At 42.1% G+C, this 14675-nt stretch carries 12 protein-coding genes; 6 read left to right on the forward strand and 6 right to left on the reverse strand.

The genetic code is table 11. The annotated features are described in order from the left end of the window. Nucleotides 1-191 precede the first annotated feature (191 nt). Entirely contained in the window at nt 192-713 is a 522-nt protein-coding gene (locus L2755_RS02555) for a MarR family winged helix-turn-helix transcriptional regulator (protein ID WP_248979188.1), read from the forward strand. Nucleotides 714-2558: 1845 nt separating this feature from the next. On the opposite strand, the gene L2755_RS02560 is transcribed toward L2755_RS02555, so the two are convergent. Beyond that, nucleotides 2559-2870 carry an Mpo1-like protein gene (locus L2755_RS02560; RefSeq protein WP_248979189.1) on the reverse strand — a complete coding sequence of 104 codons (312 nt, stop codon included), beginning with the start codon at nt 2868-2870 and terminating at the stop codon, nt 2559-2561. After that, the gene (locus L2755_RS02565; RefSeq protein ID WP_248979190.1) at nt 2863-3501 is read right to left on the reverse strand and encodes a GNAT family N-acetyltransferase; all 639 of its coding nucleotides are present in this window, start codon (nt 3499-3501) and stop codon (nt 2863-2865) included. The genes L2755_RS02560 and L2755_RS02565 overlap by 8 nt, the downstream gene beginning before the upstream one ends. A 217-nt stretch (nt 3502-3718) precedes the next feature. Here L2755_RS02565 and L2755_RS02570 point away from each other — a divergent pair, with 217 nt between their 5' ends. Then, complete coding sequence (locus L2755_RS02570; protein ID WP_248979191.1) at nt 3719-3949, forward strand: DUF2789 family protein; 231 nt, start codon at nt 3719-3721, stop codon at nt 3947-3949. A 23-nt stretch (nt 3950-3972) separates the two neighbouring features. On the opposite strand, the gene L2755_RS02575 is transcribed toward L2755_RS02570, so the two are convergent. Next, nucleotides 3973-4344: a DUF3192 domain-containing protein gene (locus tag L2755_RS02575; protein ID WP_248979192.1), complete on the reverse strand. Its 372-nt coding sequence runs from the start codon at nt 4342-4344 to the stop codon at nt 3973-3975. A 148-nt stretch (nt 4345-4492) separates the two neighbouring features. On the opposite strand from L2755_RS02575, the gene L2755_RS02580 reads away from it, so the two are divergent. Further along, on the forward strand, nt 4493-4852 hold the full coding sequence (locus tag L2755_RS02580) for a hypothetical protein (RefSeq protein WP_248979193.1): 360 nt from the start codon (nt 4493-4495) through the stop codon (nt 4850-4852). After that, a complete protein-coding gene (locus L2755_RS02585) occupies nt 4852-5625 on the forward strand; it encodes a Zn-ribbon-containing protein (RefSeq protein WP_248979194.1) in 774 nt (257 codons plus the stop codon). The genes L2755_RS02580 and L2755_RS02585 overlap by 1 nt, the downstream gene beginning before the upstream one ends. Nucleotides 5626-5718: 93 nt before the next feature. On the opposite strand, the gene syd is transcribed toward L2755_RS02585, so the two are convergent. Then, nucleotides 5719-6366: a SecY-interacting protein gene (gene syd / locus L2755_RS02590; protein ID WP_248979195.1), complete on the reverse strand. Its 648-nt coding sequence runs from the start codon at nt 6364-6366 to the stop codon at nt 5719-5721. Nucleotides 6367-6424: 58 nt separating this feature from the next. Between syd and queF the strand changes: the two genes are divergently transcribed. Further along, the gene (gene queF / locus L2755_RS02595; protein WP_248979268.1) at nt 6425-7282 is read left to right on the forward strand and encodes an NADPH-dependent 7-cyano-7-deazaguanine reductase QueF; all 858 of its coding nucleotides are present in this window, start codon (nt 6425-6427) and stop codon (nt 7280-7282) included. Between the two features lie 213 nt (nt 7283-7495). Here queF and L2755_RS02600 read toward each other — a convergent pair whose 3' ends face one another. Next, the gene (locus tag L2755_RS02600; RefSeq protein WP_248979196.1) at nt 7496-8512 is read right to left on the reverse strand and encodes a 4'-phosphopantetheinyl transferase family protein; all 1017 of its coding nucleotides are present in this window, start codon (nt 8510-8512) and stop codon (nt 7496-7498) included. Nucleotides 8513-8558: 46 nt separating this feature from the next. Further along, on the reverse strand, nt 8559-10604 hold the full coding sequence (gene fusA, locus L2755_RS02605; protein WP_248979197.1) for an elongation factor G: 2046 nt from the start codon (nt 10602-10604) through the stop codon (nt 8559-8561). 995 nt (nt 10605-11599) lie between these two features. Here fusA and L2755_RS02610 point away from each other — a divergent pair. Continuing rightward, nucleotides 11600-14506, forward strand: a complete 2907-nt coding sequence (locus L2755_RS02610) for a TonB-dependent receptor domain-containing protein (protein ID WP_248979198.1) — start codon at nt 11600-11602, stop codon at nt 14504-14506. Nucleotides 14507-14675: the final 169 nt, after the last annotated feature.

Raw genomic sequence — 14675 nt, forward strand, 5'->3', positions numbered from 1 at the left:
TACCAACTCAAAACCTCTCGCACTGGTATTTGTGTCGAGAAATATGGTGTTATAGAATGCGTTCATGTCATCGTTTTTGCTTAAATCAAGCATATGGCTTTCCAGAAAGATATTGCGTGACAATTGTCTTTCCAGCAAGATAAGTTGGGGCGAATTATTCATAATGAGAGGTAGAGCAAGTGGAAAAGTGTATGGAAGATATTTTGCAGTTGAATGAAGTTAATTGGCCTGAGTGCGCAGAAACTTCATATCCTGCTTTATTGCGCCTAACCCAGGTCAATAATATTTTTGTCCAAATAATCAAAGAGTGTGTGGAGTCATACCAGCTGCAAAGTTCGGATTTTAACCTTTTATGCTGCTTACGTCGTAATCCTTCACCGCACACACTTTCGCCTACTGAATTGTATAAAAGTATGTTATTTAGCTCTGGTGGACTGACTAAGGTGTTGACCCGTTTACAGCAAGCAGGGCTAATTGATAGGCTTGAAAACCCTGAAGATAAACGAAGTAAGCTGGTAGCACTCACTGCCGAAGGTAAACAACTCCTTGAGAAGATCATGCCAGTGCTGCACCAGCAGGAAAAACAGATGCTGAGAGCCTTGAGTTCAGTGGATTTGGAGCAATTAGACGGTTTGATGCAACGCATATTAAAAAGTATGAATAGCACTAATGGGGAATTCCCAAAGCGTATTCAGTTTATGGGAGTCAGTTAGCTTTTAAAGTTGGATAAAAGATTGAGTATTGTTAACCTACAAATTCGTAGGGGCTCACAAATAACTCTTTCGGTATACGTATTCATTATAGTGGCGAAGCACTTGATTTGTAGTGGTCGACCATCACAGATGTTCTATAGTTTCAGCTTTCACTCATACTTGCCAATTCCAAAGCAAATTTAGACAACGTGCCTATTTATTAGTTTTTAGTAATCTAACTGGCAAAGGTGGCAATAGCTCGGTAAGGAGTCTTTCCGATTAAACTAAGTTATTTTTTCTAATCAATGCCAAGTTATTTAGACTCAATACTCTAACCAACTCCTGTCCAATAACAAGTCAGGCGCTACGATTGACTTGCAAGCGGCTCACGTGTAGTTGGGCGTGCAAGCTTCTAAATCATGGATGATTTAGCAGAGCCTATAGGGACATATTCACGGCGGCTTGCTAAGGCACAATGCAGGTGAGCTGCATTTGATTGAAGTTAAGTATTTTGCTTCTGGGTATATGAGCAATCCTAAATCCACAAACAAGCTAAACGCTTTCGCTTCGCATATGCAGACCACTATTTCTAGAAAACAAACAAAGAAAAAGCGCGGCCCCAGAGGGGACGCGCCTTCGCCTATTTCCTTGTAAGCTCATCCTGCTATTTTATGCTCCTTGCACCATCCATGCGTAACTGTGCTCCCTGCGTCGTCCATGTATCCCTTTCTTTCCTTGTATCTTACGATACTCATCCCTGTTACTCGGTAATCCTTTTACCAAGCTTGCTCATCCTAAGCGTGTCCTACATCTTCCTTGAGAGTCCATTCAAAACTATCCGTAGCATCCTACCTTCCTAGGTAGTAAAACGTTCCATCCTGGATTGTTTAACCGCTCCTTGGTCGCTCAGGCTATCACTCCTTGAAAGCCTCATCCCTGATAGTTATCCATATTAAGTGCGGATCCTTCCGTCACTTTTCGATCATCCTAATCTGCGAGTCCTTGCCACCATGCGTCCTTGCACAATTAAATAATAAGCTAAAATCCAATAAAAAACGCACCGAAAATGAACATTTAACATGCGCTCACATTTTGGTCACACTGCATTTATAACGTAACATGTTCTTTAAAAACACTTTATTAGAAAAAATGCTTCATTTATAGTGACTCACTAGCCCTATTTCGCACAACGCTGTAAGAGATCTCTCACACCCAATCGAGCAACTTGTCAAAATGCAGCTGTAGATAACAGAAAGGGCGTACCTTTCGGTACGCCCTGATCTCGCTTCTTTTAGCTTTCCCGCTATATATGTGCTCCCTGCATCATCCATGCTTAACATGCATCCTGCATCTTCCTTGTAAGTCCTTTTAACTCCTTGTACTCAGCGTACAAAATCCATTTATTAGCTTATCCTAAGCTAAAATCCTCATCCTGAGGTTGTCCTAGTTGCGTCCTGCAAATATATAACTACTTAATAAGTTTACCCTTAACTATCGACCTACTATTGGATAAGACTAAAATACTGATACCCAATTGTTGCTAATTTATCCTTAAACTAGCGGCCAAAATAATCCACTCAGTAAATATTTAAATTTGGTCATCACAATGGTAATGACGATGACCAATGGGTGGCAGCACTAATGCTCTCCCCTATTGATTTCTTAAGTTAAGTTTATACAGCTATCAATCCAAATCGATAGCTACTTAGCAAGCGATCAATGACGTAACATTATTGCAACCACACAGTTAACGCCCAAGCCGTTGATTGTAAACAACTAAAAACACATACCATGTTTATATCAACAATCTTTCAATTCGATATCCCACACGAAAGTAAGAGATCTCTCACAACAAGAACATCCTAATCAGATATTTCTACTTCTTTTTCCAAAGAAAGCTTCAAATAACATAACCCAATCAGCCATTAAGCTATAAAAGGGGTATTTGAATGTCGCTGGTCTGTTCTTTTCAAATACAAGGTGTCCAATCCAAGCAAAGCTATAGCCAATCACAGGGAGCGAACATAGCAGCAACCATTGCCCTGAATAGAACGTGAGAATTGTCACTAAGATAACAAGACAACTACCAATATAGTGTAGTGCTCTGCATGTTCTATTTTGGTGCTGCGAAAGGTAAAATGGATAGAACTCAGCGAAGTTACTAAAGCGTTTAGTCATTCACCTGGCCTCGATGAAACATCAGCTCACCGGTCACATTTCCTATCTCTAGATCTTCCAATTTGTCAAAACCATGATTCGAAAATAATACAATATTTGCAGGGTTGCTAACAAATACACCTACGCCATCAAGCTCTGGTTGCTCATCACACCAGCTCAATACTGTTTTAACCAATTGGCTACCGTAACCTTTGCCTTGCTCATTTGTTGATATCGCAATGAACTGCAAAATACCGCAATTATTACTGGGCAAATGCTCAATAATTTGGTGTTCTTTTTTGATCCAAGCTTGAGTTGATTGCCAGCCGGCACTGACCAACATTTTTAAGCGCCAATGCCAGTAACGAGCTTCGCCTAACGGTACTTGCTGAGTTGCAATACATGCCACACCTATTAATCGTTCACCGACAAATATGCCTATCAAGCCCTGCTCTTGCTGCCAAAGCTCATTTAACTCTTCACGAATAGCGCCTCGCAGTTTTTGTTCATATTGAACTTTATCATCGTGATATAGCGCATCGATAAAAAAAGGATCATCGTGATAAGCATTATAAAGAATAGAGGCAGCAATACGTAAATCTTCAGCTGTTAAATAGACGGCTCGGCACGCTTCCATGGTTTGATTTTCCATTGTTATTTCCCTTGATCTAGATCACATTAGCACCAATGTAACAAGCCCATAGGAAAGTGCAATTAATAATCAAATATCACGTTATGCTCTATTTAATATCGATAAAAAACTGCTATAGATGAGTCATTCACTGTCGAAAATTATCTGCACATAACATGGAGGCTGAGCCCATTTTCAACCATACTGGAAGCTACACGATATAGGCGGAGCAAAAACGATGGACACCACCCCTCTTGATCTCGAACATCTATTTCAACAGCTGGGTTTACAAAGCGATAGCAAAGCAATTGAATCGTTCGTAAAAAAACATACTATTGCCGAAGGGCAGCTTATTCATCACGCTGAATTTTGGACTGTATCACAACAACATTTTCTAGCGGAGGCATTAGCAGAAGATGCCCAATGGTCAGATTTAATTGACCATTTAGACACCCTTTTAAGAAAGTGATTTACCGATAATATAAAGGTTATCTATATTTTGCTATAAGCCTTTTCGCCCCAACCCACAACCGCATTATTACTAATAACAACGGGAGTGCACTCATTTTTGGTGGTTTTACCGTCGCCCTTCATCCTTTGTGTACGATAAAATAGTACATGTACCTCTTTATCTTGTTGGATATAGGCTTCATTAAAATCAGCAGTTCCCATTAAGGTCGTCACCTGATCTCTTGACATACCTAAAGATATCCTCGCAAGGTTTTCACGGTTACTCTCTTGTGTTGTTTCCCAACTTCCGTTGTGGTCCCAATCAGATTCATCATCACCCACATTGATCACGCAACCAGTTAACCCTATGCTTGCTATCCCAAAAAACGCTAAACTTAGTAGATTATTCTTCACATTAACTTCCTGTATTTATATTGATTTTATAATCACAAATAAAGCAAACAACATGCCAACAGTTAACGCGTTGTTTTATAATGACTTTAACTATGTTCATTACAGTTAACTAACTAAATATACTCATGAGTAAGGAATTTAACCAACGATGAGCCCTCTAGACCAAGTACTCTGCGCCGCCAAACAGCTCAGCGATGAAGGGAAAAACCCCACTCTTGCATTAATTAAAACAAAGCTAGGAATGAGCATTGCGATGCCAACGCTTATCCAGGGCTTACAACAGTACAAATCAATGAATGCGACCGACAAAGCGGCCATTCCTACAAAAGCCCAGTTGAACGCATCAGTACCAGCTGCTCAACTGTCTCCAGTCAATACTGAACAGCAGCAAAAAATTGAACAATTGGAGCGTGAGCTATTAGTACTGAAAACGGACTATCAAGCAGTATGCCAAAGATTAACAGCACTAGAATCTGCGTTGCTTAACGCTGATGAGGCAAAGAAATAATGCATGTCATCGAATTAAGGTTTGAGTGTTTTGATAACACCACTATTACGGCCGCAGAGAAAGCCATTAATGGTCTGTTAGAAGCTTATCGTGCCAATGGACAAATACTGGGCCGAGAATTTGCCGTGGCTTTCAATGATGGTGAGTTTAGAGCTCGCTTGTTGATGCCTGAAAAAAGTAGCCTTGCAAAACGGTTTAATAGCCCTTGGGTTGAGCAGACTTTAGCGGAATTAACAGACGCTAAATTGCTTGCTCCCCGTGAGAAGTACATAGGCCAAGATATCAATTCAGAAGTGTCTAGCCAAGAGACACCGAGTTGGCAGCTGCTTTATACCAGTTATGTGCATATGTGCTCACCGCTAAGAAATGGCGATACACTGCAACCTATCCCACTTTACCAACTGCCCGCGACAGCCAATGGCGATCATAAGCGCTTGATCCGCTGGCAAACCGAATGGCAAGCTTGTGATGAACTGCAAATGGCGGCGGGCACAAAAGCTGAGTTTGCCGCACTTGAGCAACTGACGAACCATGACAGTGATCTGTCTAGGCGTGGCTGGGACTTGCGCGGTCGAGTTGAGTACCTCACTGAAATACCAACCTATTACTACCTCTATCGAGTCGGCGGTGAAAGCCTAGCCAATGAGAAAAAACGTTGCTGTCCAAAGTGCGGCAGTGATGAGTGGCTATTAGATGAGCCACTGTTAGATATGTTTCACTTTCGCTGTGAACCCTGTCGTATCGTATCAAACATCTCTTGGGATCATCTTTAAATCATACTCACAAAAAAGGTCTAAATTGCAGAACAATTTAGACCTCTTACTTTCAAACTTTTAGTTCAAGCTTCTGTCTGTATGCATTAGCCACTATTTGCCAAGCAGGTTACGCCACATCATTTTCATTCGCTGCCAAATGCCTGGATGGTCCAGTACCGGCATATCCTCTTCCACCTGCTTAACCGGTGGCGTCACTCGCGCTCTCAGCTCAGCGATAAAACCATTTAACGAATCTGCTAATTTTTCACTCTGAGTTTCCCCAGGAATTTCAATCCAAACACTGCCATCAGTATTGTTCACAGTGATCATTTTATCTTCATCATCAAACACACCAATAAACCAGGTAGGATCTTGTTTGAGCTTCTTTTTCATCATTAAGTGGCCAATGATATTTTGCTGCAAATACTCAAAATCAGTCTGACTCCACGCCTGCAATAACTCCCCCGTTCCCCAAGGTGAGTCAAACATCAAAGGCGCCGAAAAATGTGCCCCATAAAATGCGCTGAGATCTGCATGCAAAGATAGCTCAAGTGCATGTTCAACATTCTCGAAAACGCCTGGCTCCTCACGCAATACTGACTTCCATTGCAATGCATCTTCGGTTTCAACATCAACGTCACCCAAAATACACTCGGACGGCTGTTGCTGCGCATAGTAACGCGGGTACTCTCCCAACGTGTCTAAGTAGGCTTGTTGGTAGTCGTTTAAAAAAATATCCAGAGCAGGTAAAGAAGACACTTAGCCGATCCCAAAATAAGTTATAATGAAGATCTATTTTGACATGGAAACCGTATTGATGACACAACATCATGATGCCTATAGTGACGCACCCGAGCTTTCACAACTTACATTAGGAAAGTCGACTGGCTACCAAGAGCAGTATGATGCGTCTTTACTGCAAGGCGTGCCACGCAAGTTGAACCGTGATGCTATCGCCCTAACCCATGAATTACCGTTTCACGGTTGTGATATTTGGACTGGATATGAGCTTTCATGGCTTAATGCTAAAGGCAAACCTATGGTCGCCATTGCGGAGTTTAGCTTAGACTTTAACAGTGCCAACCTAATTGAATCGAAGTCGTTTAAGCTATATTTAAACAGCTTTAACCAGACTCAATTTGATGACGTACAGGCAGTAGAGTCGACGTTAACCAAAGACCTACGGGACTGTGCACAAGGTGATGTTAGTGTAAAAGTGATTGAACCAAAGAACTTTCACCATCAACGTATTGTAGAGCTACCAGGCACCTGTATCGATGACTTAGATATTGAAGTCAGTGATTACAGCTTTAACCCAGACTACCTTATCGACAGTGTTGATAACAAAGCGATAGTTGCCGAGACCTTAACCTCAAATCTACTTAAATCAAATTGCTTGATCACCTCTCAGCCTGATTGGGGTACGGTCATGATCCGTTATCAAGGGCCTAAAATCGATCGCGAAAAATTGCTTAGATACTTGATCTCATTTAGACAACACAATGAGTTTCACGAGCAATGTGTCGAGCGTATCTTTGTCGACTTGAAACGTTTATGCCAATGCGCCAAATTAACCGTTTATGCCCGTTACACCAGGCGTGGTGGGTTAGATATCAACCCCTATCGTAGTGACTTTGAACACCCTGCCGAAAATCAACGCTTGGCAAGACAGTAACGTTCAATAGCAGATTAAACCATCAAACCGAGCCCTCAATGCTCGGTTTTATTTTTTCAATTTCAAGTGCCCCTATCTGTGCGGTTATCATCTCTCTAAGCCAACCGCTGAAGTAGCACTTTCTATCAGCTTAGTACTATAAAAAGAGTAAATAAAAAGGGACCCAATTTTCGTCCCTTTTTATAAGTCATTTTGAGCCTGTAATAATTATGGTTAACTCGTGCTTTGAACCACTGCATTTATAATGACGACTTCGGCGTCATACTCGACTGACTTGTCTTGGTAGCTTAATCCCCTAACACTAATAGTAAATCGATAATCTTTATCTAGATGTCCCAAAACACAATCCCAATGAGCCGCCTCTACCACCAGCAGCTCAGTTGTAACATCATTTGTAACATCACTTTTAACATCAACCGTTTCAACTTTATCAAACAGTTGTAAGCTAACTCCTTGCTTAAAAACCATCTGCTGCATTAGTCCGCAGCTTAAAAGTTCAGGTTGTAACTGTTCGCTCGATTTAAGCGTCAGTAAGCTCTGCTCCATTGTCGTTAAATCAAAGCCAAAGGATTTAAGCGACAACGCCAACCCCAGCCCTTTCGCCTTAATGTAAGACTCTTTCAGCGCCCACAGATCAAAGAAGCGATCACGCTGCAACTCACTAGGCAAGGCAAGTAATGCTGCAGTCTCTGGCTTGGAGAAATAGTGATTAAGTATTGAATGGATATTGGTACTCTTGCGGCAGCGCTCAATATCAACGCCTAGTTCAATTGTCGGTTCAACTGTCGATGGCGCTTTGTTCAGCAATGGCTGTTGATGGATAGCTAACAATAGCCAATCACCACTGTGGCTAAGATTAAAATCGATGCCGCTGCGCTCGTACTGCGCCGCCGTTAACCGTGGTTTGCCTTTGTCACCATATTCAAACTGCCACTCATCTGGTTGAAATTGGCCATGGTTTGATAACAATGCGCGCAAATAGCCGCGCACCATCAAACCTTGGGTTTTAGCGGACTGCTGAATATAACGGTCAACCTTATCGATTTCGTCTTGGGGTAACCACGAGCGGATCGTCGCTTTGATATCACTGTCCATTAAGGCAGGTGATAACGGACAAAAATACAGTTTTACGCAGCTTGATTCAGATATAGGTGACGACAAGGAGATCTCAAAAACGATGATTAATAGGGTTATTGTGGCCTCTTTTGCCACAAAAAAACAGAGGGGCATACCGCAAAAAAACCGGCAACCCCCAACATGTTACATAACGCGCTGATTAGTCCGTTTCGGCCAACGCTAACGTTAACTCTTTTAATGCCTTATCGGAAATAACATCATAACGGCTAAAATGCATCGAAAATTGACCGTCACCGCCTGTCATCGATTTAAGTCTGGTGGAGTAGTCTCCCACATTAGCCAGTGGCGCTTCAACGCTAACTTCTACTATGCCACTTGCCTGAGCTTGAGTACCACAGATAATGCCGCGAGAAGCACTCATGTTGCCAGTGATCTCCCCGACATGGCCTTGCTCCACCAAGATCTGCATATCGACAATAGGCTCTAGAATCACAGGTTGTGCCAGTGCAACTGCATCGATAAAGGCTTTCTTTCCCGCCATGACAAACGCTATCTCTTTTGAATCGACACTATGATGTTTACCGTCTAATACCGTGACTCTTATATCTTGCATCGGGAACCCACCCAGCGCACCGGCTGACATGGCTTCGCGAACCCCTTTTTCAACAGCAGGGATATATTGACTCGGTACTGTACCGCCAACCACTTTACTGACAAATTCAAAGCCTTGTCCGCGCGGAAGTGGTTCCACTTTTAGTTTAACTTCACCAAACTGACCAGAACCACCAGACTGTTTTTTGTGCCTAAAACGGGCTGTCGCCTCTGCTAATATCGTTTCTCGATAAGCCACGGCTGGCGTATCGGTTTCCATATCCACATTAAACAAGGTTTGCGCTTTTTCTAATGCTATTTGCAAGTGAAGATCGCCCTGCCCTTGTAAAACAGTCTGCCCCTGAGCGTCACTGCGACTGATCTGAAGGCTGGGATCTTCCGCCACTAACTTGTGTAGCACTTCGGATATTTTCTGCTCATCCCCACGCCGCTTAGGTGATACTGCCAAACCAAAAATAGGTTGTGGCAACTCCAGTTCTGGCAGATGGAACTCATCTTCATCATGGCTATCGTGCAGCACAGCCCCCACTTCAAGTTCATCTATTTTGGCGATAGCACAAATATCGCCGGGAATTGCCTGGCTAACGTCAATCAGCTTGTCACCCTGCAGTTTAGCCAAGTGGCTCACTTTAAATAACTTACGACCTTGGCCGACAAATAGCTTCATGCCGATATTGATGGTGCCTTGATACAAGCGAAAAATCCCGATACGGCCCACAAACGGATCGATAGACACTCTAAAAACATGCGCTAGCACATGGTCTATCGGGCTTTGACTAACATCAATCGGCACAGCATCTTTAGCAAACCCCTTAACAAACTGCGGTGGATTAGCTTCTAACGGATTTGGCAGCAATTTCACTAACAGCTCTAGCAATGATTCAATACCGATATCTTGCTCCGCACTGGTAAAGCATACTGGCACTAGATGTCCCATACGCAATGCTGTTTCTAGAGGAGCGTGCAACTGCTCCGGCGTTAGCGACTCACCCTGATCCAAGTACAACTCCATCAACTGCTCATCTTCTTCAAGCACGGTATCAACCAGTTCATCCCGTGCAGCTTGCACGCTATGGAACGCCGTTTGCGCTTGTTCGTCACAATGCAGATAACAATCAACCACTTGGTCAGCAGCGACGTTCGGTAAGTTAACCGGCAAACAACGATGGCCAAATTGTTGCTGAATATTGCCCAGTAATTCGGCCAGCCCCGCTTCATTACCATCAATATGGTTAATCGCAATCAACACGACTTTGCCTTGGCTACGCGCCGCTGCAAACGCCCGTTTAGTCACCGACTCAATCCCCATAGCCGCATGGATCACTAAAACTACCGATTCGACGCCCGGCAAAGGTAATAGCGCACGGCCAAAGAAGTCGGGTAAACCTGGGGTATCGATAAGATTAATGTGGTGGTTGGCGAAATCAAGATTGAGAAAGGAGGGTTCTAAACTGTGGCGATGGGATTTTTCTTGGGCAGTGAAATCAGCATGATTTGTGCCCTTATCGACCCTGCCTTTTAAGGTTATCGCATTAGCACGAAACAGCAGTGCTTCTAATAACGAGGACTTTCCTGATCCTGTGTGCCCGAGCACAGCCAAATTGCGGATCTGCTCAGTGTTGAACTCAGCCATATAGGCCTCCTTTGTCACATTATTAAACCTAGTGTGTTTTCAATAAGACAATTTTCCGGAGCTGTTAATGACAAGTATAAACTTGTAACAAAGTGCGTTTTTTGACCTAGATCACTCTTTAACTTACCTACGCGACTTACTACACATAATAACACTTTAGCTTACAATAGCTCGAACAAAGCCGCTGCCGACGATATCCTATTAGATTAATAAAATATCGGTATCTGTCTTGCTTCATTCATTCATTGAACGATAACCACAAGAAAATGTTATGAATAATTCAATACCTTAAATGGGCATGAAATATCCAGTATTTCAATTCAACTTTTACTATGCATATTCAACACTACTCGAGATGAAATGCAGTTGATGCCTTAGTGATAAAAAACACACCAAATACCACTCATTAAATATCGTGATTTGGGGTTGTGCTTTTTAATTGAACTTTTTCTAAGTTACGCACTCTCATAATACTGACACATAAATTATTCGTCTTCTACGAAGATAGGGCTCTTAACTTTATCGCAACAATCAAGTCAGTAGCTGTAGTTACATCGAGCTCAAGAGCTTAAAAAAATCACTAGTTGAATATTCAAGCTCAACGATACATTACGATACATTTAACTATGTAAAGCATTGTGTACAACAATATTCCCTATTACCACCACCTACAAAAATAGCTTCCAAAATAATATTCCTTCATTAAAATTACTCTGTAAAAGCAGCCAGTTACATTAACGTATACTTAATATTGTATATGAAAATATTTAAAGCTCATTGTCAAAAAACAAAATATAGCAGCGTGAAAAACCACAAGAACCACAAAAGGCAGTGTAACTAACTACGACTTCCGATATGGGCAGTTAATAAAACTAAAGCAAACGTGATTATTATTCAGATTGAAAAGACAAAATACAACCAAAGGACTACAGAGGCGTCACAAATCGTTAACCTTCAATTGCGATTTGTATCAACGCTTTATTTAAGGGAATATTATGTTTTTGAATTCTAAACTAGCAAGCTCAGTAAAACTTGCGATATCTGTAGGCTTAACAGCTTCGTTGGCAATGCCTGCTTTCGCTGAAGAAACTACAGCAGAAGAACAAATAGAAAGAGTTGCAGTAACTGGATCACGAATAGCAAAAACCGAACTCACTCAACCCGCTCCTATTGTTAGTCTTTCAGCAGAAGATCTAGCAAAATTTGGTAATTCAGACATAGCGAGTGTTTTGGCCGAGTTACCCTCTATTGGTGCAACAAACACCATTATTGGTAACAATAACAGCAACGAAAGTGCGGGTGTTAGCTCAGCCGATTTACGCCGTCTCGGCGCAAACAGAACATTGGTATTAGTCAACGGTAAACGTCATGTTGCTGGTGAGCCAGGTTCTGCTCAAGTCGATTTATCAACGATACCAACAAGTATGGTTTCACGAATTGAAATTGTGACTGGTGGTGCATCGGCTATTTACGGTTCAGATGCTGTATCAGGCGTAATCAACATTATTCTTAAAGAAAATTTTGAAGGCTTTGAGTTCAATGCGCGTACAAGTGGTTCGCTTGAAGGTGTTGGCACACAAGACCACTCATTTGATGTATTAGGTGGTGCAAACGTTGCTGATGGACGTGGTAATGTAACATTCTTCGCAGGTTATGAGCGTACCAAAGAAGTTATGTCTACCGAGATCCGTCAGTTTGACGCTTGGGGATCCATATCAAATCCAGACAGTGAAGGTGAAGAAGACGGGATCCCAGACAGACTTCGTGTTCCACGAGTTTATTCTGAAATGATCAATGACACCGGTGTTATTAATGCATTTGGTGGTGGTATCGGTCGTTCTACATTTGATCAAAATGGTAACCCTATTGCTCAAACTGAACGTGATGGCACCAATAGCTTTGCATTTGGTTCATTTCCTGATGGTTGTGATACTTGTTTCGACGGTGAAGCCTATGAAAACTACATTCCAGCTGTAGACAGAATTAACATCGGCTCGACATTCAACTTCGACTTTACTGATAATATCCAATTTTATACTGATTTTAGATATGTGAGATCAGATATTAAACAACAATTCCAACCATCGTTCCGTTTTGGTAACGTGAGCATCAACGTTCAAGACAACGCGTTCTTGAATGAAGATTTACGTCAGTCACTACTTGATGGCGGACAGACCGATGCAACATTCGCTAAGTTCTTCGATGAGTTAGGCAACCGTTCAGCTGAAAACCGTCGTGAACTATTCCGTTACGTTGGTGGTTTTAAAGGTGGCTTTGAGCTAAGCGAAACAGTCTTAGATTATGACCTTTATTATATATATGGTGAAACAAATAACCGTCGTAAAACACTTAACGATTTAATCCCGGATAACTTTGTTGCTGCTCTCGACTCAGTCATTGACCCTGATACAGGTATAGCGGCATGTCGTTCACAAGTACCTAGCGCCCAAGGCGATGACTATACAGACCCTGCGTCAGTTAACGGCGGAGATTGTGTAGCTTACAACCCATTCGGTCTAGGCCAAGCATCTGCTGAAGCACGTGACTGGGTGTCGGCTGACGTTACTCGTGAAGATAAAATCACTCAACAAGTGATTGGTGGTACTTTGGCCGGCGACACTGAAGAGTTATTTGAGCTCCAAGGTGGTCCAGTTGCTATGGTAGTCGGTTTTGAATACCGCGAGGAGACATCAGGTTCAACGACTGATGAATTCACAAAAGCAGGTTTCCTAACCAACGCAGCAACACCTGATTCGTACGGTGAATACGATGTTACTGAATACTTCGTTGAAATAAACCTACCATTAATTAAAGACCTACCATTTGCACATGAATTTACTTTAGATGGTGCGTACCGTAAAGCTGATTACTCTCATGCAGGCAAGACTGAAGCATGGAAAGTTGGTATGTTCTACGCTCCAATAGAGCAAGTTTCTTTACGCGGTACCATTGGAGAAGCAGTACGTGCACCAAACATTGCAGAGGCGTTTAGCCCTCGTTCACCTGGTTTTGGTCGAGTTTCAGATCCATGTGATGCAGACAACATACTTGACGATCCAGATCGCGTAGCAAACTGTGCTGCACTAGGTATCCCACCAGGGTTCCAAGCAAATGATAACGTGAGTGTTGACACCCTCTCAGGTGGTAATCCAGATCTTAAACCAGAGTCATCTACCTCATATACAGGTGGTATAGTCTGGACACCAACATTCGCTGATAGCCTTTCATTCACTGTCGATTATTATGATATTGAAATTGAAGACGCCATCATATCCGTAACATCACAAACTGTTGCCGATAACTGTGTTGATGCAACTGGTGCTCCAGATCCAGACTTCTGTAGCCAAGTTGATCGTAACGCGTCTACTCATGACATCGAACTTGTTCGTTCTGGCTATCTAAATGCTTCCGCTATTTACACTAGTGGTATTGAATTTCAAGGTGCTTATGCATTAGATCTTGCAACTTTTGATTTGCCAGGTGAGTTCAGATTCAACCTACTTGCTAACCAATTACTTAAATTAGAGCATCTTGAGTTCCAAAACCGTCCTGACGAAATTAATGATGAAAAAGGCGAAGTTGGTGATCCTGAGCTACAATTCCGTTTCGGTATGGATTATCGTTTAGATGATCTAAGCGTTAGTTGGAATACTCGTTATATCGACAGTGTTGTAACTTATGATGTGTCTAAAAATGGTGGTTCACCAGAAGATTTATCACCTGGTCACATCGGTTCAATGACAACTCATGATTTGAGCGCGACTTACTATATCACTGAAAACTTTATGATTAACGGTGGTGTACGTAACTTATTTGATGCAATTCCTCCTGGATACACTAATAACGCACTATATGATCTAGTGGGTCGTCGTGCATTCTTCGGTATCAAAGTAACAATGTAGTATTGATATAAAGTATGAAACCTAAAATGCAACCTTTGAAAGAGGGTTGCATTTTTTATGCAACACTTTTAGACCTTAATAAAATACAATCACTCTTTAAGAAACCACGACTATCGTACCTACCACACTTATTAACATCACCCCATCACTAACATTTGACCTAGATCAC

Origin of the sequence: Shewanella abyssi (assembly GCF_023284025.1) — a bacterium.
Lineage (GTDB): Bacteria > Pseudomonadota > Gammaproteobacteria > Enterobacterales > Shewanellaceae > Shewanella > Shewanella abyssi.

Excerpts from the sequence above, each read along its gene's own strand:
- L2755_RS02555 (WP_248979188.1), top strand. The coding sequence starts at position 192 with ATGGAAGATATTTTGCAGTTGAATGAAGTTAATTGGCCTGAGTGCGCA.
- L2755_RS02560 (WP_248979189.1), bottom strand. The coding sequence starts at position 2,870 with ATGACTAAACGCTTTAGTAACTTCGCTGAGTTCTATCCATTTTACCTT.
- L2755_RS02565 (WP_248979190.1), bottom strand. The coding sequence starts at position 3,501 with ATGGAAAATCAAACCATGGAAGCGTGCCGAGCCGTCTATTTAACAGCT.
- L2755_RS02570 (WP_248979191.1), top strand. The coding sequence starts at position 3,719 with ATGGACACCACCCCTCTTGATCTCGAACATCTATTTCAACAGCTGGGT.
- L2755_RS02580 (WP_248979193.1), top strand. The coding sequence starts at position 4,493 with ATGAGCCCTCTAGACCAAGTACTCTGCGCCGCCAAACAGCTCAGCGAT.
- L2755_RS02585 (WP_248979194.1), top strand. The coding sequence starts at position 4,852 with ATGCATGTCATCGAATTAAGGTTTGAGTGTTTTGATAACACCACTATT.
- queF (WP_248979268.1), top strand. The coding sequence starts at position 6,425 with ATGACACAACATCATGATGCCTATAGTGACGCACCCGAGCTTTCACAA.
- L2755_RS02600 (WP_248979196.1), bottom strand. The coding sequence starts at position 8,512 with ATGCCCCTCTGTTTTTTTGTGGCAAAAGAGGCCACAATAACCCTATTA.
- fusA (WP_248979197.1), bottom strand. The coding sequence starts at position 10,604 with ATGGCTGAGTTCAACACTGAGCAGATCCGCAATTTGGCTGTGCTCGGG.
- L2755_RS02610 (WP_248979198.1), top strand. The coding sequence starts at position 11,600 with ATGTTTTTGAATTCTAAACTAGCAAGCTCAGTAAAACTTGCGATATCT.